The organism is Butyrivibrio sp. XBB1001 (assembly GCF_000424505.1).
Taxonomy (GTDB): Bacteria; Bacillota; Clostridia; order Lachnospirales; family Lachnospiraceae; genus Butyrivibrio.
This window is the reverse complement of record NZ_AUKA01000007.1, coordinates 1-19,397: the sequence shown is the minus strand read 5'-3', so window position 1 is coordinate 19,397 and position 19,397 is coordinate 1. Positions and strand designations below refer to the sequence as shown.

At 39.9% G+C, this 19,397-nt stretch carries 28 protein-coding genes and 1 pseudogene; 2 read left to right on the top strand and 27 right to left on the bottom strand.

What is annotated here, in order from left to right; translation table 11 throughout:
* The first annotated feature begins 192 nt into the window (after positions 1 to 192).
* Positions 193 to 1,206 (top strand): LacI family DNA-binding transcriptional regulator, encoded by a 1,014-nt coding sequence (locus G631_RS0107740; protein WP_035789540.1) that lies wholly within the window; start codon positions 193 to 195, stop codon positions 1,204 to 1,206.
* Between the two features lie 29 nt (positions 1,207 to 1,235).
* On the opposite strand, the gene G631_RS0107735 is transcribed toward G631_RS0107740, so the two are convergent.
* The 19 genes and pseudogenes from G631_RS0107735 to G631_RS0107655 form a co-directional block, all read right to left on the bottom strand.
* The gene (locus tag G631_RS0107735) at positions 1,236 to 1,691 is read right to left on the bottom strand and encodes a flavodoxin family protein (RefSeq protein ID WP_026488964.1); all 456 of its coding nucleotides are present in this window, start codon (positions 1,689 to 1,691) and stop codon (positions 1,236 to 1,238) included.
* A 44-nt stretch (positions 1,692 to 1,735) separates the two neighbouring features.
* Entirely contained in the window at positions 1,736 to 2,194 is a 459-nt protein-coding gene (locus G631_RS0107730) for a PaaI family thioesterase (protein WP_029231764.1), read from the bottom strand.
* 57 nt (positions 2,195 to 2,251) lie between these two features.
* The gene (locus tag G631_RS0107725; RefSeq protein WP_026488962.1) at positions 2,252 to 3,565 is read right to left on the bottom strand and encodes an MATE family efflux transporter; all 1,314 of its coding nucleotides are present in this window, start codon (positions 3,563 to 3,565) and stop codon (positions 2,252 to 2,254) included.
* 40 nt (positions 3,566 to 3,605) lie between these two features.
* Positions 3,606 to 4,286, bottom strand: a complete 681-nt coding sequence (locus tag G631_RS0107720; protein ID WP_026488961.1) for a flavodoxin family protein — start codon at positions 4,284 to 4,286, stop codon at positions 3,606 to 3,608.
* 93 nt (positions 4,287 to 4,379) lie between these two features.
* Entirely contained in the window at positions 4,380 to 4,598 is a 219-nt protein-coding gene (locus G631_RS21260) for a hypothetical protein (protein ID WP_035789517.1), read from the bottom strand.
* A 195-nt stretch (positions 4,599 to 4,793) separates the two neighbouring features.
* The gene (locus tag G631_RS0107715) at positions 4,794 to 5,009 is read right to left on the bottom strand and encodes a hypothetical protein (RefSeq protein WP_026488960.1); all 216 of its coding nucleotides are present in this window, start codon (positions 5,007 to 5,009) and stop codon (positions 4,794 to 4,796) included.
* A 39-nt stretch (positions 5,010 to 5,048) separates the two neighbouring features.
* Positions 5,049 to 5,645: a helix-turn-helix domain-containing protein gene (locus G631_RS0107710; protein WP_026488959.1), complete on the bottom strand. Its 597-nt coding sequence runs from the start codon at positions 5,643 to 5,645 to the stop codon at positions 5,049 to 5,051.
* Positions 5,646 to 5,914: 269 nt separating this feature from the next.
* Entirely contained in the window at positions 5,915 to 6,409 is a 495-nt protein-coding gene (locus tag G631_RS0107705) for a GNAT family N-acetyltransferase (protein ID WP_026488958.1), read from the bottom strand.
* Positions 6,410 to 6,595: 186 nt separating this feature from the next.
* Entirely contained in the window at positions 6,596 to 7,288 is a 693-nt protein-coding gene (locus tag G631_RS0107700; RefSeq protein ID WP_026488957.1) for a suppressor of fused domain protein, read from the bottom strand.
* Between the two features lie 15 nt (positions 7,289 to 7,303).
* On the bottom strand, positions 7,304 to 7,573 hold the full coding sequence (locus G631_RS0107695) for an acylphosphatase (protein ID WP_026488956.1): 270 nt from the start codon (positions 7,571 to 7,573) through the stop codon (positions 7,304 to 7,306).
* 99 nt (positions 7,574 to 7,672) lie between these two features.
* Positions 7,673 to 8,152: a hypothetical protein gene (locus tag G631_RS0107690; protein ID WP_026488955.1), complete on the bottom strand. Its 480-nt coding sequence runs from the start codon at positions 8,150 to 8,152 to the stop codon at positions 7,673 to 7,675.
* A 48-nt stretch (positions 8,153 to 8,200) separates the two neighbouring features.
* A complete protein-coding gene (locus G631_RS0107685) occupies positions 8,201 to 8,434 on the bottom strand; it encodes a purine biosynthesis protein PurH (protein ID WP_026488954.1) in 234 nt (77 codons plus the stop codon).
* A gap of 126 nt (positions 8,435 to 8,560) precedes the next feature.
* Positions 8,561 to 9,142, bottom strand: a complete 582-nt coding sequence (locus tag G631_RS0107680) for a Crp/Fnr family transcriptional regulator (RefSeq protein ID WP_026488953.1) — start codon at positions 9,140 to 9,142, stop codon at positions 8,561 to 8,563.
* A 426-nt stretch (positions 9,143 to 9,568) separates the two neighbouring features.
* Positions 9,569 to 10,975 carry a carbon starvation CstA family protein gene (locus G631_RS0107675; RefSeq protein ID WP_026488952.1) on the bottom strand — a complete coding sequence of 469 codons (1,407 nt, stop codon included), beginning with the start codon at positions 10,973 to 10,975 and terminating at the stop codon, positions 9,569 to 9,571.
* 263 nt (positions 10,976 to 11,238) lie between these two features.
* Complete coding sequence (locus G631_RS0107670) at positions 11,239 to 11,616, bottom strand: DUF1284 domain-containing protein (protein ID WP_081671282.1); 378 nt, start codon at positions 11,614 to 11,616, stop codon at positions 11,239 to 11,241.
* 44 nt (positions 11,617 to 11,660) lie between these two features.
* Complete coding sequence (locus G631_RS21565; RefSeq protein ID WP_026488950.1) at positions 11,661 to 11,963, bottom strand: Dabb family protein; 303 nt, start codon at positions 11,961 to 11,963, stop codon at positions 11,661 to 11,663.
* Positions 11,964 to 11,990: 27 nt separating this feature from the next.
* Positions 11,991 to 12,218: pseudogene (locus G631_RS21560) on the bottom strand (DUF4298 domain-containing protein); the annotation flags it as partial.
* Between the two features lie 242 nt (positions 12,219 to 12,460).
* On the bottom strand, positions 12,461 to 13,057 hold the full coding sequence (locus tag G631_RS0107660; protein WP_026488949.1) for a class I SAM-dependent methyltransferase: 597 nt from the start codon (positions 13,055 to 13,057) through the stop codon (positions 12,461 to 12,463).
* A 3-nt stretch (positions 13,058 to 13,060) separates the two neighbouring features.
* Positions 13,061 to 13,612: an ECF transporter S component gene (locus G631_RS0107655; protein ID WP_026488948.1), complete on the bottom strand. Its 552-nt coding sequence runs from the start codon at positions 13,610 to 13,612 to the stop codon at positions 13,061 to 13,063.
* A 295-nt stretch (positions 13,613 to 13,907) separates the two neighbouring features.
* On the opposite strand from G631_RS0107655, the gene G631_RS0107650 reads away from it, so the two are divergent.
* Positions 13,908 to 14,123 carry an AAA family ATPase gene (locus G631_RS0107650; protein WP_026488947.1) on the top strand — a complete coding sequence of 72 codons (216 nt, stop codon included), beginning with the start codon at positions 13,908 to 13,910 and terminating at the stop codon, positions 14,121 to 14,123.
* Between the two features lie 37 nt (positions 14,124 to 14,160).
* Here the strand turns inward: G631_RS0107650 and G631_RS0107645 are convergent, their stop codons facing one another.
* Genes G631_RS0107645 through G631_RS0107605 form a run of 8 tightly spaced genes read right to left on the bottom strand, consistent with a single transcriptional unit; the run spans position 14,161 to position 19,054 of the window.
* Positions 14,161 to 14,358 (bottom strand): hypothetical protein, encoded by a 198-nt coding sequence (locus G631_RS0107645; RefSeq protein ID WP_026488946.1) that lies wholly within the window; start codon positions 14,356 to 14,358, stop codon positions 14,161 to 14,163.
* 13 nt (positions 14,359 to 14,371) lie between these two features.
* Positions 14,372 to 14,593 (bottom strand): hypothetical protein, encoded by a 222-nt coding sequence (locus tag G631_RS0107640; protein WP_026488945.1) that lies wholly within the window; start codon positions 14,591 to 14,593, stop codon positions 14,372 to 14,374.
* Between the two features lie 48 nt (positions 14,594 to 14,641).
* The gene (locus tag G631_RS0107635; RefSeq protein ID WP_026488944.1) at positions 14,642 to 15,499 is read right to left on the bottom strand and encodes an AAA family ATPase; all 858 of its coding nucleotides are present in this window, start codon (positions 15,497 to 15,499) and stop codon (positions 14,642 to 14,644) included.
* 33 nt (positions 15,500 to 15,532) lie between these two features.
* On the bottom strand, positions 15,533 to 15,892 hold the full coding sequence (locus tag G631_RS0107630) for a hypothetical protein (RefSeq protein ID WP_026488943.1): 360 nt from the start codon (positions 15,890 to 15,892) through the stop codon (positions 15,533 to 15,535).
* Between the two features lie 12 nt (positions 15,893 to 15,904).
* Positions 15,905 to 16,573, bottom strand: a complete 669-nt coding sequence (locus G631_RS18475) for a sce7726 family protein (protein ID WP_051197046.1) — start codon at positions 16,571 to 16,573, stop codon at positions 15,905 to 15,907.
* A gap of 48 nt (positions 16,574 to 16,621) precedes the next feature.
* On the bottom strand, positions 16,622 to 17,425 hold the full coding sequence (locus tag G631_RS20650; RefSeq protein ID WP_081671281.1) for a cyclophilin-like fold protein: 804 nt from the start codon (positions 17,423 to 17,425) through the stop codon (positions 16,622 to 16,624).
* A 40-nt stretch (positions 17,426 to 17,465) separates the two neighbouring features.
* The gene (locus G631_RS20150) at positions 17,466 to 18,377 is read right to left on the bottom strand and encodes a J domain-containing protein (RefSeq protein ID WP_051197008.1); all 912 of its coding nucleotides are present in this window, start codon (positions 18,375 to 18,377) and stop codon (positions 17,466 to 17,468) included.
* Positions 18,374 to 19,054, bottom strand: a complete 681-nt coding sequence (locus tag G631_RS0107605) for a hypothetical protein (RefSeq protein ID WP_026488942.1) — start codon at positions 19,052 to 19,054, stop codon at positions 18,374 to 18,376. Before G631_RS0107605 ends, G631_RS20150 begins: the two co-directional genes overlap by 4 nt.
* Positions 19,055 to 19,397 lie beyond the last annotated feature (343 nt).

The following is a 19,397-nucleotide window of genomic DNA, read 5'->3' as shown; positions in this document are numbered from 1 at the left end:
CTTGTAACTCATCCCCATTTTTGTTTTAGGTAAACGTTTACCTTGATTTGGATTTTATATTGTTGCATTATATATGTAAATAGCAATTTTCAATAATATTGTTAGCAATTTTTTGGTTGTTTTTTATTAAGAAAACGTTTAACATTAATCCATGATCAGTATTTGGGGAAGTGAGGATAAATTGTGCCTAACATGAAGGATATCGCCAAAAAGGCCCAGGTATCTGTCGCAACAGTATCCAAGGTTTTAAATGGCACCGGAAATATAAGTGAAGAAACCACCAGGAAAATTCTGGAAATTGCTGAGGAACTTAATTATCATCCCAACCTCTATGCCAGAAATCTTAAAACTGGTTCCAGCAGGACAATAGGGATTCTTGCGGAAGATCTTACAGTATTCAATACACCTCCTGTAATAGATGGAATCGGTGCCTGTTGCGAGGAAAAGGGTTATCGTTATCTCTTGGAAAATCTGCGTATAAATACTCTCGGTATTGATCCTGATAAAGACAAAGACAGATACTCAGAAATCAAGAATAATGCCGTATCACATATGAATTCCATGCAGGTAGATGGCATTATTTATCTTGGCTGTCATTCTCACCGAGTAGTTCCTAGCATATTTGATAACAACATCCCTTTTGTATGTGCCTACTGTATCTCTCCATCGCTGGCTATCCCTTCTGTCTTGTACGATGACCAGCACGCTGCCTATGAAGCTGTTTCGCTTCTGATCAAAAAAGGACATAAAAAAATAGCCACCATAACTGGCAAGGTGAGCAGTGTTCACACCAGATGGCGACTTACAGGTTATCAGGAATCCTTATATGATCACAACATACCATACAATCCCGGATATGTGATCAACGGAGACTGGTCAAGAGACAGCGGATACAACGCTACTAAAAAGCTTATCAAGCAGCATGTTACTGCTATTTTTTCCCATAACGATGAAATGGCCATGGGCGTAATAGATGCCTGCAATGATGCAGGAATCCAAGTCGGCAAGGATATTGCACTTATTGGCTTTGATAACAGGGAATTATCAACCGTGTGTCGTCCAACACTCACAACCGTTGAACCTCCGCTTTTCGACATCGGCTACAAATCAGCCGAGGGTCTGATTTCAAAAATCGAACATAAAGATGACATTCTCCGGGGCGAGGTACGTCTTCCCTGCAGAATAATAGAAAGAGATTCTACCTGACTGGTAGAATCTCTTTCTATTTCTATTATTTATTCCGCTCTTCCTACTCTTATAAGGCCTCTGAAAAACTCAACTGCGTCTGTCAGATCATTCTCATCGGGATGTCCCTTGCTGGTTCCACCAACTAGTTTAAATGGTCCAAAAGTGTTATAGCCGTGACATGTGAACTTACCTACAACTTCGGCATTTTTACCTTTCACAGAATCTGCCATTGACTTGGAAAAATCTTTGTTCATGGCACTGGTCATTATGTAAAAGATTTTCTTGTTCTGAGGAAGATTTACCTGGGCAAAATTCTTGACCTGCTGATGAAACTGTGCCGCATAAATTCCGGATGCAAAACCAATTAGATCATACTCAGAAAGATCTTTTTCCTGTACCTGAGTGACATCGATAAGGTCCACATCAAACTCTTTAGCAATGGCATCTACTACTTTCTTGGTGTTTCCGTGATGTGTTGAAGCATAAGCAATACAACATTTCATTTCAAAAGCCCTCCCGTAATTTGATTGTCTCTATGCATTTGCAATTATTTACCGAACTTAAGGTTATCTCCAAGAACTGGAACTTTACTAGCAAAGAACGAAAACTCTCCACTATCCAAAAGATTTCCCTCATCATCTGTTACCCTGATGTCAAACACAAGGATATGCTTGCCTGTCTTGAGTTTCATGCACTCGCAGTAGATGTACTCAGTGTTTACTGCAGGTAGCAGAAAGTTAAGGTTTGCGGACACTGTAGTTGCGTAATATCCGCTCATGCTGGCTGTAGCGCCGGCCATAGCATCCACAAATGAAAGAAGTGCTCCGCCATGGATACTTCCATAGGTATTGTGAAGCCTTGAATCGGCCTTGATCCTGGCCTTACTGTAAGTGGAGCTCAGCTCCATGATTTCAAATCCTATAAAACTATTATACTCATTAGCATACAATTCCGGAATCATCTTTTCCCTCATTGCTGCTTCTTTTTCTGAACGTGCTTTTCTCAATTTCTTACTTGCCTTTCTTTTTATTTATTTAAATGGTACCGGTGTCATTTCCAAATGTCACGCAGTTACCCATTTTCCCTTGAAATAGTAGATGATGAACACTACAGAGCTCACAGACCATGTTAGTGGATAAGCCCAGAATATTACATTCACCACAGGAATGATGCGAACAATGATTGTAATGTAGGTAATTCTAAGAAGGCACCAGCTAGAGAGCATTACAATCATTGGAATCGTAGTTTTTCCAGCTCCTCGATATACTCCTGCCAGGCAATGGCTAAGGGCCAGCAAGCAGTAAAATAGGCTTTCTGTCCTGACCTGAGTTGTTCCTATAGCCAGAACCTCAGCTTCACTTGAGAACATCCTAAGAAGTATAGGAGCAAAAGCAAATACTATGAATCCTATGATTTCAGCGCATGACACTCCTATGACGCTTCCAATAACTGAACCTTTTCTTACTCTCTTAAATTCCCCGGCTCCTAGATTCTGACTTACAAAGGTTGTCAGCGCCATGCACATACATGTTATTGGCAAAAATACAAATCCTTCAAGCTTAAAGTAGCTTCCGCAGCCTGCCATAGCAACAGAACCAAAGGCATTTATGTTCGACTGAACAACTACATTTCCTATGGCAATAACACTATTCTGGATACCAGTTGGAAAACCTATCATCAGCTCTTTTTTCAAAGTCTCAAGATCCATCCTGAGCTTTCTGATAAAGATCCTATGCGGTCCTTCTACTCTTGTCAGCTTAAAGAAGGCCAAAACTGCACTTACAGCCTGCGCTATTACAGTTGCAAGAGCTGCTCCGCCTATTCCGAAGCCAAGATACTTGACAAAAGCTATATCAAGTATGGTATTGATAACAGTACTAACTATCAGATAATACAGTGGCCGCTTAGAATCTCCCATAGCCTGAAAGACGCCGCAGCATGCACTGTAGAGGATATTCCCCAAGCCGCCCAGAAAGTATATCTTGAAATACAGGACTGAACTTGGCATAACATCTTCCGGTGTTCCCATCCACTTTAGAATTGTCGGTGTAAAAAAGTATCCCCAGACCGTCATTACTATTCCCATCAGGATAGCAAAGGCAATTCCTGTATGCGATGCTATAGATACTCCTTTATCATCACCAGCGCCATACCTTTTTCCTATGATAACGCTGTTTCCCATGAACAGGCCATTTATAAAACCTACCATCAAAAATATAAGGCTGCCGGTTGTACTCACCGCAGCCAGTGCTTCTTTTCCCAACACATTTCCAACTACAACTGAATCCACAACGTTGTATAGCTGCTGCAGAAGCTGCCCGAAGAAAAGAGGTATTGCAAATAATACTAGATTTTTTGTTATTGAACCTTTTGTCATTCTACAAATATCTCATTCAAACAATTTTTCCACATGATCATTAACCACCGTTTACATTTCGTATATATTCCTCCGCTGAGATCATGGGTTTTTCCAGGGAAGCGATAGTCTCAGCTGAAAGTGAATGGTCAGAAGCATATTCCTCCCCGGCTTTTTCAAAGAGTCCAAGTAGAGGATCAGCTACCACTGCTGCCTGTGGAACATTCATGAGAGGGGTCTCTGGAACGCAGATAATATCTGGATCTCCGAAGCAATTCTTACACATCAATTTAAGACTATTGAAATTACCTTCCCAATTTGGAAAACCGCAGCCACAGATAACAAGCGTATGTATCCTCGAAAAATCCGCAAGAGCTTCATGCTGAACTGTACCATCTGGCAGTTGAACCATCTTCATTTTGACAAGAGGTATTGTGCGATCAAGCACAGCCTTTAGATGTGAGGGCATCCCATAGCAATACAGTGGAAAACTCCATATTATCATATCAGAATCTCTGTACAAATCCAGTATTTCATTCTGATCATCATCTATAATGCAATGTCCGTCCATATTCTTCCAGCATCCAAAACACCCTCTGCAAGGTGATATCTTTTTATCTATTACATTTACAATATGAATTTCATGACTACCATCCCTGTTTAAGCCTTTTAAAAAGGCATCTGTCAACCTGAAAGTATCACTTTTCTTTTTGGGACTTCCATTTAATACTAATATTTTCATATACCCCTCCGCTTTTGTTTTCCACACAGATCAGTTTTACAATTCCGTCAATTTTTTTGCAGTTAATTACAGTATACTCCAAAAACTGCATGCTCACATATGATGATGAATAAGCCACCAATATGAGCATCCGCAGCCATTTGTAATCCTAAACTCCTCGCTCTTGAGATACCTGTACAGCTTAGGGTTTTTCTTTTTTATCATTGCACATTTGATATCAAAGCTTATAAATTGTACGCAGATAACGATGACCTGACAAAACATCCATAACACAAATGCAACTGGCACGAAACAAATCAGAAAAAATAACATATCTTCTACCTCTCTTTCTTATCGCGCCCCTAAATACTTTTTCTATGCTTCTATAATATTTGAAAACGTGTCCAATAATCTACCCAATAAAAAGAATACAAGCTTGTCGAGACATTATCATTTTTTAAAACATCACCACTAACTTTATTATAATAATTATTTCATAGTCTGCTCTACATTAGATATCATAATCTATTATTGTCTTTCAGTATGTTCTGTCTCTTTTTCTTTCTCTTTCTTTTCTTCTTTCATGATTTCATAGCTTTTAACTGAGAAATATCCTATAAGAAGAAATCCTGCAATAGCTGCGAGGACATTTAGTCCACTTGGGAAAATGTGAGCGATACCACATAATAATATTCCCAAAATAAATAAAGTAAGTAACTTCTGCTGCTCTTTTGAAAATTTCATTTTTATATCCTCCAATGTTGGTTGTTTTCGTTTAAATGATTATTTGAATAACAGAATGAGTGCTGCACCTATGCCACCGCATACCACTGCAGCTATAACGCCTGACAGTATTGCAAATAAAGCTTTCTGATAAGGTCTTTTTGCCTCTTCTCTTATCTGATCTTCTTTAGAAAGCGCCTCTCCCTTTGTAAAAGCTACAATCTCTTTATAAGTTTGGACATTATACTCCTTTTTGCACTTTTCAATTCTAGTGGCAAAATACATTGTGCAAGCAAACAGCAATACAAATGGTATGAAAAACCAAAATCCAGTTGTGAATGCCAATACTGGCGTAGAGATAAGAAGTGCTACTATAGAAATCAGCATTCCTATCGCGTAGGTATTCATCTTGTTAATGTCTGCCTGCGTTTGTTCTGTGATGATTCTTTCCATCTTTTCAACATCTCCTTTTAATAGTTGGTCTACGGAGACATTAAAGATTTCACTTAGAAGCAATACGCTCTGAATATCCGGATAGCTTTTGTCATTCTCCCAATTTGAAATTGTCTGTCTTGAAACAAATAACTTTTCAGCCAATTCATCCTGGTTAATATTTTGTGCTTTCCTTAATTCTTTGATTCTGTTCCCAAGTTCCATTCTTATGTCTCTCTTTCCGCCTCAGAATACCGAGATATTGATTTCGTCGCCATCAAAAGGCTTTGACATTTACGCTTTTTAGCCATGTCAAAATCTTTTTACATGCCGTAAAATAGGCATTTCTACGCACTTTTATAATCTTACCATATTGCGAATGTTAAAAGAATAGGCATAATAATAGACCAGTACTGTTTGGGCGTCCCCAGAGTACTGGTCCATGTAAGATTATATTCAAATCAACAAACTCGAATTTGCCAATTCAACAATTATCAGTTTTTATAATCTTTAACCACTAATTTATGCCCCAAAACTTCTTCTTCACTTGTTACGGCATATTCTTCTGGTTTAAAATCCTTGCGAATAGTGACTGTATTAAGACAGTCATAACCATTTTTATAATATAATTTCAACGCTCTAGCATTTCTTGCTGCAACTTCCAAATAAATTGAATCAGAGTATTCCTTAACAATATCCTCAACAAGTTTTAATGCATCGGAACCATATCCTTTTCCCTGATATCTTGGAAGAATAAACAAATCCTCCACCCAGTCAATTTCACATCCACGACTTGCTAAATGAACAAACCCTATTATTTCCTCTTCCTTTTTAATAAAATACAATACATGCCCTTTGCTAGTCCATGCCAGCGCATCTTCTATGTTTTCTTCATCTGTTGGTATGTAATCATTATGCGCTATCCAAAATTGCTTTATCAGTTCACATAAAATATCTCTTTCATCTTCATATTTTACAAGTGTAATCATTCTAGTGCTCCTTTATTATTTTTCCGAGTAAAATCATTGTCCTACAAATTGGGATTGTTGGATTTATTATAATATCCGAACAAAATAATAGGAAGCCTATAAACACAGGCTTCCTATGCGACCTATAAAAACTGTGAATAGTAACAGAATGTCGTTACCTAAACTGTTATCTCTATCTGGTTTTCCTCAAACCACTGACTCCCTGTGATAATCTGTAACATCCGACTGCAGTTTGTTGTAAAGAGCTTCAACAGAAGCTCTGTCAGACAAAGTCTTAAGCTCTGCGTCAGTCATTCCAATGAGTTCCAGAAACTCAACCTTGCCATTAGGTGTATCGATAGTTTCAACTGTAGGATCCTTGATTGTAATAAATCCAGTCAGATTTGACTTTCTATGTGCATCAATGCCCACTGTCTGTCCAGTGTAAAGATATTCAAAAGGCAGGAACACATCTCCATTTTTAAATACCATCCTGGCAACCATCTGGAGAATACCACAAATGCACTTTATCTCAGCTTCTTCGTCTTCAAACTGATTCTTCTTGAGCTTAAAGGTCAGCTCATAGCCGTAACCACTGATCTCAGGATCTTCACATTCTTTTTCGTATATCTCAGTAAGCCCGAAGGATACAAAGTGCCAGAAATCACCGCCATCGTAAACGCTGATACCATCGAGCGGGTCATCTCCACCCATGATCCATTTAATAATTGTTCCATAGTGTTTAGGATTATTCTGTCCTGGATACACCCTCAAAAACTCTTTCTCAATAGCATCCCAACCGACAGCTTCTACCTCTTTGGCCTGTTGTACCTGAGTCTGTTCAGCCTTTGGTTCTTCTTTCAGTTCGCCTTTTTTAAATAACTTATCAAATAATCCCATTTCACTCCTCCTGTTCTATCTAACATCAAAAGACCGCTCATCTGGAACTATTTCCAATTCTCTTCTATCTATACTGGAAATATCTATGAATCTTCCATTTCTGATAGTTTCCACAAATCTACTGATAGCTTTCTCATCTCCCTGAACTTCACAGGTTACAGAGCCGTCATACTCATTTTTAACATAGCCAGTTAGCCTATACATATTTGCTGCATGTCTTGCAGTATACCTAAAGCCTACGCCCTGCACTATTCCATAAAAGCATAGCCTAAATCTTTTTTCCATCGATTACACTCCGATTAACGATTGCATAGAAGACTGTCTGTTTTTCTACTTGTATGATATAGCCCATTATGGTCCCTTGACTCCGTCCCCAAGTACCATTTACAGATGCTCCATAAATAGCATGGGATGTGCTGTGCAGAAGGGAGTCTGCGCCATGTACATACCAAGGGTGTCATCGTTATCATCCATGAGAACTACTGATTCTGGCGCGATGTCAGGGAATAATTCCTTTACTTTGTCCATGACAATCTGTGGTTTCTCTCTGGCCTCCAGGGTATAGAAACAGTGAGAAGCAGGAATACCATAGAGTCTCTCTACCATCTCGGATTTCCAGGCTTCGTGTCCATGTGGTTCTCTTGATATGCAAAAGAGTCTGTTAACATCATGTCCACTTATATAGTCATAGAGAGGCTGAAGCCTCTTGCAGTCAGCGTAGATATTCACATCTCGAAATTCTGGCTTGCCATCTAATTCGTGATGGGCATGATGCCTGCCATAATTGTAGCTGGTAAGTGTGCCATCTATGTCGAAAAACACAACTGTATCCGGTTTATGTAATATTTCCCAAATTTCACTCATCTACTAATTACCTTTCTCGTTTTCTGGACCATTCAATCTGATTCTCTGTCATAATTTATACCCGCAATCAGCCTTCTGAGGGCCCTCAACTCCAGACTCGTAATTGGCCCTGAATTCCATATTTATCTCGCGGATTTCTTTTTTGCCATCTATGTAGTCCTGATACATGTCCGCAAGGCCTGACATGCATCCGTCACATGAACCACTGATGTTTCCAATTGATTCAGCAACTATCTGTTCTCTTTGCTCTCTTGTCGTATCTTTTATAAGTATCGATTCCATATTTCCTCCATGGGCTTAGCCCCTGTATCAACTTCGAATTGCTCCATAAATAAATCATTCTCTCAATTTTATATCATAAAAAAGACTCTGACACCATATTGGTCATCAGAGTCCTGGCAATATATGTCAATTCTGCGAAAAGGTTTTTTGTCTATGTTCCTTATCCAGGAATTTCATACCAGATTCGCTGATAATATGCTCTTCATCTGAAGAGTTATTATCATATATTGCATAGTTTCTCAGCATGTCTTTTATCATCGTGGATGTCTTATAGCTCTCTGTATTATTTAGATCATTACTCAAATTTGCAATTTCTGTTGTAAGCTGCCCAATCTGATGCTGCATTCGCATCATATTATTGGCCATATTTTTCATGATCTGAAATACATTTTCCGGGTTTGCCTTCATAAAATCCATCATTAGTTCTTCTGTTACACGAAGGATCTTAATATCTGAATAAGCAATTATGGTGTATATAGCTGGCTTTTTAGTCAGAATCCCAAATTCTCCAAAACAGGTTCCAGGTCCAAGAAGCCCTAATAGAACCTCATTCTCTGTCCCATAACCTGTATACATTTCTACATGGCCCCTGAGAATTTTGTACATATCAAGATTAATTTCGCCCTCTTTTAGGATTGTCATTCCCTGAGGAACATCATATATCTGGTTTCTGATAGTTACGCTTTTTTCATCAAATTCTTTTACCATATTTACTTCATCCTATCATTGAAAGATGTTTGTTTTACATACCATAGTATATATTTTTGCGTATAAAAAATCATCTGTAATGCGATAAAGTATCTGTAAAAAAAATCTTAATCTTTGATTGATGGTCTCTCAAGCGACACATGAAGTCAATGTTCGGATAGCACTTCTTTTACCTTGGTGTGAAAAACTTGCGGATCATGACTTCTGCCTCATAGGCCAAATATCCACTAACGTAGACAAAAAGGATCATGAAAAAGATAGTCAGCAAAATATGTCGTTGCAACCAGCAACGCATACGAAGGAATGAACATCATACCCCGGTGAGTGATGTAATATAGCAGGTATAAAGCCATTCCAATGACGATGTATATCAGGTAACGTATTAAATATTCTTTTATTATTGTATTCATTTTTCTTCTAGCATCCTCAATTTTTTTTCTTCCAGACGACGGCATACGTTACAGCACAAAGTGCTGCGAAGGCGATGCCTATCCAGTAGGCAATGTGTACGTTGACACCAAAGCCCTCTTTAGCAATCAGAATGTATGTGATACTGACTGCTGACATGAATATGGCTGGAACTGCAGTGATGAGACTATGGTATTTATTCTTTGACTCTTTTAAAAGATAAGCAGTTGATACCCACAGACTTATCATGGCCAGTGTCTGATTGCTCCAGGAAAAGTATCTCCACAAAACATTAAAATCAAGCTGAGTAAGAAAAGCCCCTGCTCCTAAAAGAGGAATCGTTATAATAAGACGGTTTACTATAGGCTTTTGCTCCAGGCCTGTGATCTCACTTAGGATTAGTCTCGCACTTCTAAAGGCTGTATCGCCCGATGTGATAGGACAGGCGATAACACCGACTATAGCCAGGACTCCGCCAATTCCTCCCAGCATACCCGTTGATATATCATATACTACTCCGGACTGTCCCAGCGTACCGATTGCATCATTGAGCTCATGTGTAGTTCCATAAAAAGCTACACCACCTGCTGCCCAGATAAGTGCAATAACAGATTCCATGAGCATTGCTCCGTAAAAGACTTTTCTTCCATCATGTTCAGAAGATATGCACTTAGAGATCATTGGAGACTGAGTAGCGTGAAATCCAGAAATTGCCCCGCAGGCAACTGTAATAAACATATACGGCCATATAGGAAGCCCCTCTGGATGGAGATTTTCAAATCTTATTTCCGGAATGTGATATCCGCCTATAATTATACCTGCGAAAATTCCAACAGCCATTGTTATTAGAACAACTCCAAATACCGGATAGAGCTTGCCGATTATCTTATCTATTGGCAGGAGTGTTGCAAGCACATAATATATCAGGATTACAACAACCCAGAAGGTTACTCCAAGGCTCTCTGGTGTAAGCTTGGCTATAAGCGCCGCAGGACTTGTGACAAACACTGTTCCTGTCAGTAGTAGCAATAGTACCGAGAATACCCTCATCCCCCACTTAACTTTTTGTCCCAGGTAAATGCCAGATAATTCAGCTATGGATTTGCCTTCGTTTCTCTCAGATATCATGCCAACCATAAAATCATGTACTGCACCTGCGAGAATTGACCCAAAGATTATCCACAAAAATACAACAGGTCCAAAGCACGCTCCCATTATTGCCCCAAAGATCGGCCCCGTGCCTGCGATATTTAGAAGTTGAATCAGGAAAGCCTTGCCGGATTTAAGTGGTACATAATCAACTCCGTCATTATATTCATACGCGGGAGTCTTCCTGTTATCAGGATAAAAAATCTTCTCGACTAATTTACCATAAGTCAGATATCCTACTACCAACACGCCAAAAGAAATAATTAACGATACCACTTTTTTACCCCTTTTCCTTCTATGTAATGTCGTTCCCACTATTCCCATGCCGGTCCATGTTTCATTTTCAGAGCAATACTCCTACTTTATTAGTTTTCTTAGCTTGTGAAGACACCATAAACAGTGAACTGGCATCAGAGAACATCTCCGATAGGGCCGCGTAATTACGCGGTCCTATCCCATTATATGCTGTCTCTCTTCCTTTTTGCAGCCTCTAGCACACTTACTCATCTATAGTCCTTGAAGACCTTCTCGCTCTCATTTTACTTTGCGCTACAGATGTAATCCCAGCTGCAATCTCCACAAATATCACTTCTAATACCGGCGTTAATGATCTTATCCCTTACAAGTTTAGTAAACTCGGCAAAAGAAATCTCTTCACCCTCCGCTAAATCACAAGCTTTGAGGACCGCCTCGTCATATCTTTTAACCTTATCAGCAGTAGAACACACTCCTGCCTCATTGTTAGGACAATTCTCACAGACGATATCTGTCTCTACCTTCAGCTGAATCTTCTGCGCAGGATCTGCCTCCATCTCCCTGATTATCCTGCCCATGTGATCAGTGAAGTCCTCACTGTATCCTTTTCCTTCATAAAACTGAAAACACATCCCATGATGTGGCCTTAAATAATTGTTCATCTTATTCCTCATCTAATTTCTGCCCGTCATGAACCTTCCATGCCTTAAGCCTCATAATCCAGGCAGCTTCTGATCTTGGTATAAGGTCTTACCTTGGAATCTGCAACTGCTACATGCTCAGGATGTACAGAATATCCCTTAAGTGCCTCTACACTCTCAAAAGTTGAATCAAGCATCAGGTCTGCATTAGAGGACTCAAGACCATTGATATTAACCTTGATATCAATAATTCCAGGAACCTTGCCCTTTAATCCCTCAAGACCTTCTTTTATTCCCTGCTTGATAGTTTCCTTCTCCTCTGCAGAAAGCTCATCCTTAAGTGTCCATAAAATCACATGCTTAACCATTCTCGTTCCCTTTATCCTTTCCATCAATTCTTTATTCCGCTCAAGCGCATCATAGATTCCATCTTCAGAAAGTACTCCGCGCTTCAAACCTTTTGGTAAACGCCCATCTTCATCCAAGGTAAAATCATCTTTCCAATCCTGGCTGGAATAATACACATCAAGCTTCTTTATCTCTGACTGATAGGCTAAAAGAGCTTCTGGTACCTCCTCAGCCTTATCCATTCTTCTCAATGCCTCTTCCAGAATGGATTCCATTTCAATAATACGCTTTACAACAATATCAATCGTATCCATTACCAAATATCCCTATACTGTCTTTCAAGTCACGCCGGAATCGCCACTACTACAAAAACTTATTTTTACTATAACAGAAAAAAAGCCATTTAACAGTAAATTATCCTGTCAAACGGCTTTTTTTCTGACATATTAAACTTGTTCTCGCTTCATCATCAGTGTATTCCTTCGCATTAACATGAGGTATTTAAAGTTTTTGAAGGTCATTTTTTTATTCCGATCAGCTCTATCATCCTTTCATCTGAGATGAAAGTCTTAATGGCAAATTCTTTCTCAAGCAGCTCATGAAATTCCTGATCTGAAGGAAGCCCCCGCGACACATGGCAAGCTCCATTTGCGTGGCATTCATCTATAACCGCCCTGCTGGCTCCATGAGCGATGCAGATACTCCCATTATCCGCCAGAGCTGTTGATAGATTATGCAAAAGAACTTCCGGAGATGGAAAATGAGGAAATGCATTATATATAACGCATACGTCATATTTTTCGTCAAACTCAAACTGCTCCGCATCTCCGTTAACAAAATCAACCTCGGAATGATTTCTAAACTTATGTCTGGCCTTTTCCAGCATTTGAGCTGAAATGTCTACTCCGGTTACTTTTTTTGCCCCAGCTTCCAGATAATACGGAATCATGAAGCCTGTTCCGCAAGCAATATCCAGCACCTTTTTTCCTTCAAGCTGACCTAGATTTCTGATAATATCACGCGTAACAGATTCATCATTGTTTGCAAAGTCATCCCATTTTTCGGCCAGTCCGTCAAAAAATTCAATTACCTGTTCTTTACTGACAATATCCATATGTTATGCAGCCTTTTTTACTGTACTATTTGTTGCTAATCCTGCTTTATACAAAGCAAATACTATTGCAGGTATGAATATAAGCTGAATAATAATTCCAGGAAGGCTTGTCACAAAGTAGCTTATAGCCCATACCTTTATGGAATATTCACCTCTTGCAAAGATGAGAGCTCGGGACAAACCACCGATAACCCTGCCTGCAAGCATGGCTACAACTAGGCTTATATAAAGATCCGCATAAAGCTTTCCTGTGTTGACAAGTTTTATCATAAGACCAGTACAGATGCCATAAACAGCCAGTTCAACCATCATTGCAGGTAAAATAGCCATTGGCGGCATTCCTGTAAGAATTGATGAAAGAAGCGGTCCGACTAGTCCGCAAACAAGACCATACTGCCATCCGCATACCAATCCGCAGACAAGTACCGGAATATGCATAGGGCTAATCACTGATCCGGCATTGGGAATCATGTGAAATGCCATAGGAAGTACCACACACAGCGCAATACACATCGCAGTTGTTACCATATTTTTTATTAAGTTTTGTTGTTTCATTTTTCTTAACCCCCGGTTTCTTTTTTTCAAAACTTCTATTATGGTAACAATACCACAAACCAGCCACAAGCCCCTCGGGGGGTTATAAAATCAGAAAATTCCTTTTAAATTGTTTTCATACGAATCACTTATAGTCATCCACATCAAATTTTCTGTCTTTGAAATAATAATCCTCAGCCGCTCGTTTGGGTAATGGCTAGTAAAAGTGTAACACAGGAAAGATAATACGCTCACAAAAATGTAATAATCAGTAGACCAAACGCTAGTAAAAGCGAAAATTATACTGGAGGTGATCATGGAAAGACTAGCGTATAGAAGGTTATTAGAATGGAAAAATAACAAGGAGCGAAAACCCCTTATAGTGAATGGAGCAAGACAGGTAGGTAAGACCTGGCTGTTAAAAGAGTTTGGTAAGAGGGAATACAAGTCAGTCGCTTACATAAACTGTGACGAAACAGAAGCCATGGAAAATGCGTTCACAGAATATAAAGGTGCATTTACGGAGCAGTAATTATACGTATTACTGTTCCGGTCATTTTTATCATTATTTATTTGTAATAGGCAGAGACTTCAAGAAAACTCTTGTTGCCATCTATGTAATCTTTATATGCTGTTTCTGCATCTTTTCCGCGGAACACCTTACAAAGTCCGCACATGTCACAGTCAGAAATGCATGGATATCTTTCTTTTATGTATGCTCTGCGCTCTTCCAAAGTGGAATTTCCTATCTCAGGTGCACCTGCCATAACCACAATCTCCTCAGTGTATCTGCCTGTCCTGGCGATACTTTTCCATATACTCCATGTTTATCTCACGAATTTCCTTTTTACCATCGATGTAATCCTGATATATGTCCCAGGGACTTCCGCCTCCAAGCCAGCATGAAGAACAGTTTTCACAACCGCCTCCGCAATCAAGAGAATTCTTTATTATCTGCTCACGTTCTTCTTTAGTTGTATCTTTGATCAGGATAGACTTCATTACACACCCTCCTAAAAGAAACTTGTGAATAGGAATTACATACTTTGTTCAGAACTCTTCTCTATGCTTTTCAAAAAACTCAAAATATGTCCGCACTCCTTCAAGTTCCGTCCACTTCTTTATATCTACAGGTCTTTCATCCAAATCATAAATTCTTGCACCTTTAAGAGCCAGCAAAAACGGCGAATGAGTTGCTATTATAAACTGGCATCCGAAAAATCTCGCAGAATTCTGAATAAACTCAAGCAGTTCCAGCTGCCTCTGTGGTGATAATGAGTTTTCAGGTTCGTCAAGCAGATACAAACCATTATCTTTGATCTTTTCAGAGAAATACTGCAATGCGCTTTCTCCATTGCTGTGTTCTATCACATTTTTTCCAATTGTGTCCCTGACATACCTGGACTGCGTCTTGGAACGCGCGGCCACAACTTTCTTCAGATGCTCATAATCATCAAGCGACTTCATCTGGAATTTTGAATGCTTGTTCTCGATCCATTCATCAAAGACCTGTTCCCTCTTCCGATCAACGCCTTCATTCAGAGCCCTTAGGTTCAGCATGAAATCAAATACATCATCACTTGTGATCATTCTAATTTCAGCCGGTTTCCCTTCATAGGTCATCTCATAAGCGCACATACCGATGTAATCGCCAAAGAAACTACTTTTGTTAAACAAGGTATCTCTTTCAGCCTTCAGTTTCTCTGCCATAAGATTCAGGGCAGTGCTTTTTCCAGAGCCATTGTTTCCATACAAAATCGTTATTTCAGAAAAAGACAACTCCCGCAGCTGATTCTCTGCAAACACTCCAAAAGGGTAAAACGAGGTATAGCACGTTCTCTGTATATAGTTCACGAACTTTTCTTCATTTTCCACTCCGGGAAATTGAAATGAATCAATATATATCATTTAACCCTCATGATGTCTACAACTTCTCATCCGTTATTTCAAAATAACCAGGTCGCCATCGACAAATCCAACAGCCACGCCATCAAGCTCATTCAGCTTATCAGCGACTCCCTCTGTCTTCAGGTACTTGGTAAGCTTTGCTCCAATGTCAGTAAGCACTGCCTCCCAATCGCCTTCAAAGTTCCAGGTAAATGGATTATCTCTGGTTCCAAAATCCGATACTTCATCACAAGCCCAGTCATCATCATCCGGGTCAAAAGAGCTGCAGGCTACCAATTCCATTGACCAGCTGCTCTCCCCGTCTTCATAAACATTAAAACACACTGCAACTGCATCTTCAGGGATTCCCTGTGCAAGTGCTTCATCAATCCATGCTACTAATTCGTTATACATATTCCTTCACCTTCATTTGTTGATCCCATTTGCAAGACCATTCTCCGTAAACCAGTCATCTTCCACTGACACAAGTTTCTCATTATATGCTTTTCTTCGATTCTTTCTATAGGTCTCAATTTCTTCCGCTATTGTGTTATAGTCTCTCTCAAACAATTCCTCATATGCCTGCTTCCACAGGATTTCATCGGGAACTTTTTCAAGGAGCTTTTCCTGAACAAACAGCTTGCTCTTTTCTTTATATTTGGGAAGATCATTTCTCTCTAAAAGATGATTTAACTCAGTCCTCCACAGAATGGAGATTTTCCTCTTATCCTTGACTCTGGGATTCACCTCTGCTTGTCTCATCACATAAAAGTCAGGCGCACCGCTCTCGTCAGCTTCAACAGTGATAATTCCCCACCAGTCAGGTACATGCTCTTTTACATGTGCTGCGTGTGTTGAACCAACAACAATAATGTTACGATCATAATACCAGTTGTAGTTCTTGACTTGTTTCTCAAGCCTGGCATATGTATCAGCATCGCTTTTGATCTCTATGCCGTACAGAAAATCCGGTGTAATCATGACGACGTCTGCTCTGGCACTGCCGGTTCTTTTCTCCTCAAGGATCCTCACTTTTCCAAATGAGTCTTCCAGAAAATCAAACAATGGTTCCCGGATATCCTTATCAAAAAAAATGTCCTTACTCATCTATAGTCACTCTCCAGAAAAGTGCGAATTTATCCCTTACTTTATCTCTAAAACAACATCACCATTACCAAGAAGCTGTGTCAGCTCTTCCTCAGATAGATTAATGTGCCCAAGCTTAGTATATGCCCAGGAATTTGAACCATAGAAAACCACAATCTGATTTCCTGAATAAAGCACGATATCCCCAAACTCTGTTGTGATCTGCTTATCATCCCGGCTTATGCCCTGACCTATTGATCCAACCTGCTCAAAGCCGCCATACATTGACATGTTCACTTTGAGAGGCAAGATTTCCTTCAGCTCATTTACCGAAGCATTATCTTCCCAAGTAACCGGCATTTCTTTTCCATCAATAGAAAGTGTCATAGCTGTCTCTTTTGCCTCCTCTGTAATAACCTCTCCAGTCCAGTCGATAATTCCGCCAAACTCAAAGACATTAGTATATCCCATATCAAAAAGTTTCTGCGCTGCCTCTTTGCTGCGCCTTCCACTCCTGCAATAAACAAGAATTATCTGCTCAAGATCAGGAAGTTCCGATGGCATAGAATCAGTAATGCTTTCGTTAGGGATACATATAGCTCCCGGAATGTGCCCTTCATCATACTCATCCTGACGCCTGACATCTACAATCACATGTCCATCATTAAGATCCATCATCAGCTTTGCTGTTTCCTGATCAATCTGCGTGTAACTGTCTTTATCGTTCTTGGACGCAAGAAAAACAGATGTCGGTCCATCAGCCCCACCGATAATAGTTACATCCGATTCAGTTTTAGATCCACACCCCGTCAATACCATGGCTAGCGTAAGCAACCCCAGGGCTAAATATCTTCTTTTCATTTAATGGTCTCCTCGTTCTGCTTTATGAGTTATTACAAATTCAATTTGTTATCTTTTTTAGATATGCCCATATCAATTTTTCTATAAGTTTCCCGTTAGTAACGGGAGTATCTTTCAGGCTCTTTGGTATTGTCAGCTCAATCACGACATTCATCCGTTTCCCAAATCTGCGGTTCTTTTCAACTTTGGTAACTAAAGCATGGGCCTGAACCTTTGGATCTTCCAGAAGCGGAAGCACCACATAGTACAGTTCATCCTCATCAAAGGATACTGTTCCAAGAAGCTTGCCTGTTACTATTTCTTCTACCACAGCCCTATCTTCTCTGAGGAAAATATTCAAAGGCTCTCCTAAAGTTGCTGTTGAAGCTTTCGGATCTGAAAGATTCTCTTTTACAAATCCATTGAATGTAAATACTTCTTTGTCGCCATCCTCACGAACCTTTTTGCCAATCTTCCTGGCTGCATCTGCCGGAAGGACATACTCCTGCATCATGAGATGAAAGATATCTTTTACCTTATCAGGCGTGAGTATTGCCCTATAGTCTGTCATGATATCCTTACAGGCTTCCAGAACGCTTTTGGAAAAGAGCCTGAATTCCTCCATATCAGGATCCCAGACAAATCTTCCTCTGGCCATCTTGGAAAGTGGCAGTTCCTCATCATACATCTTGAACTGGACATAGATGTTTCTCTCAGAGAACGCTGCCTTGTTCTCAAAGGCATCCCAGGTAAACTCGTAGGTATCGAAGTAGGACTCTCCTTCAGATTCCTTGATCTTTTTATAAGCTTCTATGACCTGTCTTATCTTTTCATCATCCTCAGAATTCCTTTTCCTGGTCGGATCAGAGTCAGGATGGTACATAATGAGAAGCTTTTTGTATTTTGCTTTTATCTCCCGATCGTCATCCTGCTTGGATGCGCCAAGTATCTTGTATGCTTCCTTAAGTGTCATGAACTGAACCCACTAATTCTTTTGCTAACGTCTTCATCTGCGGTAAGGTCATAAACCATCCTGTAACAGTCAAGTGCCTGATCTTTGTCGCCGGCATTCTCCGCCTCTTCTGCAGCCTTATACAAAAGAGCAAGCGTCACAGAATTGGCTGCTGTAGGAATTTCGTTATCTTTAAGGATCTTCTGGATCTGGTCCAAGTCTTTTTCTGCAATCTTCTTACCAATAGCCTTCTCCAGGAATTCCAGTTCTGCATCAGCCTGCTGAGAATCCTCAAAATATTTGCTGTAGAGATAACATGCTGCTGAGACTTCCGGCTTATACTTCTCAAGATAGTACCATCCAAGGTTTCTGTAATATGCTGCAAGTTCTGCTCTGGTGCAGCAGTAATTAAATGACTCAGTAGTGTATGAATACTCTCCTTCTGAATCTCCAAGCTGTTTGCAACACAAAATGATTCCAAGTATCACTTCCATATCCACCGGATTCTCAAGGTGTGCAGCAAGCCACTCTTGTTGAGCACCTGAATAATTACCGGAAATCAAAAGCCCTTTTGCCTTCTCCTTGTGTGGTGTCAAAGTATCCTCATCGGATATTTCATATTCATCATCGCCCAAGCAGTAGTATTCATATAAAAAGACTTCCGAAATATGCCTAAGGCAAACCTTTAGTTTACTCATCTTTTTCTTTCAACCTCTTATTAAGAAACTCGTAGCGGCGCCTTTTTTCCTCTTTGGCAAAATGAACTTCGCGAAATTGCTCTAGGTTATCTGTAGATCAAATGCACAGTCTCCGATTACATTATAGCAATGGTAGTTGCCTTTGAGATAAATCTTTATATTCTGATATAATGCTCATTCCAACAAACTGGAATTGTTAACACTCTGTCTTATTGCACTGGAGGCATAAAGCATAAAATGCAATCGCCAGAAACTGTGATACCACAGACACAGTGACAAGATACACAGGATTCAAATCATACAGGGCACCGAGAAGCCAACTGCCCAGAAACCACGCAATACC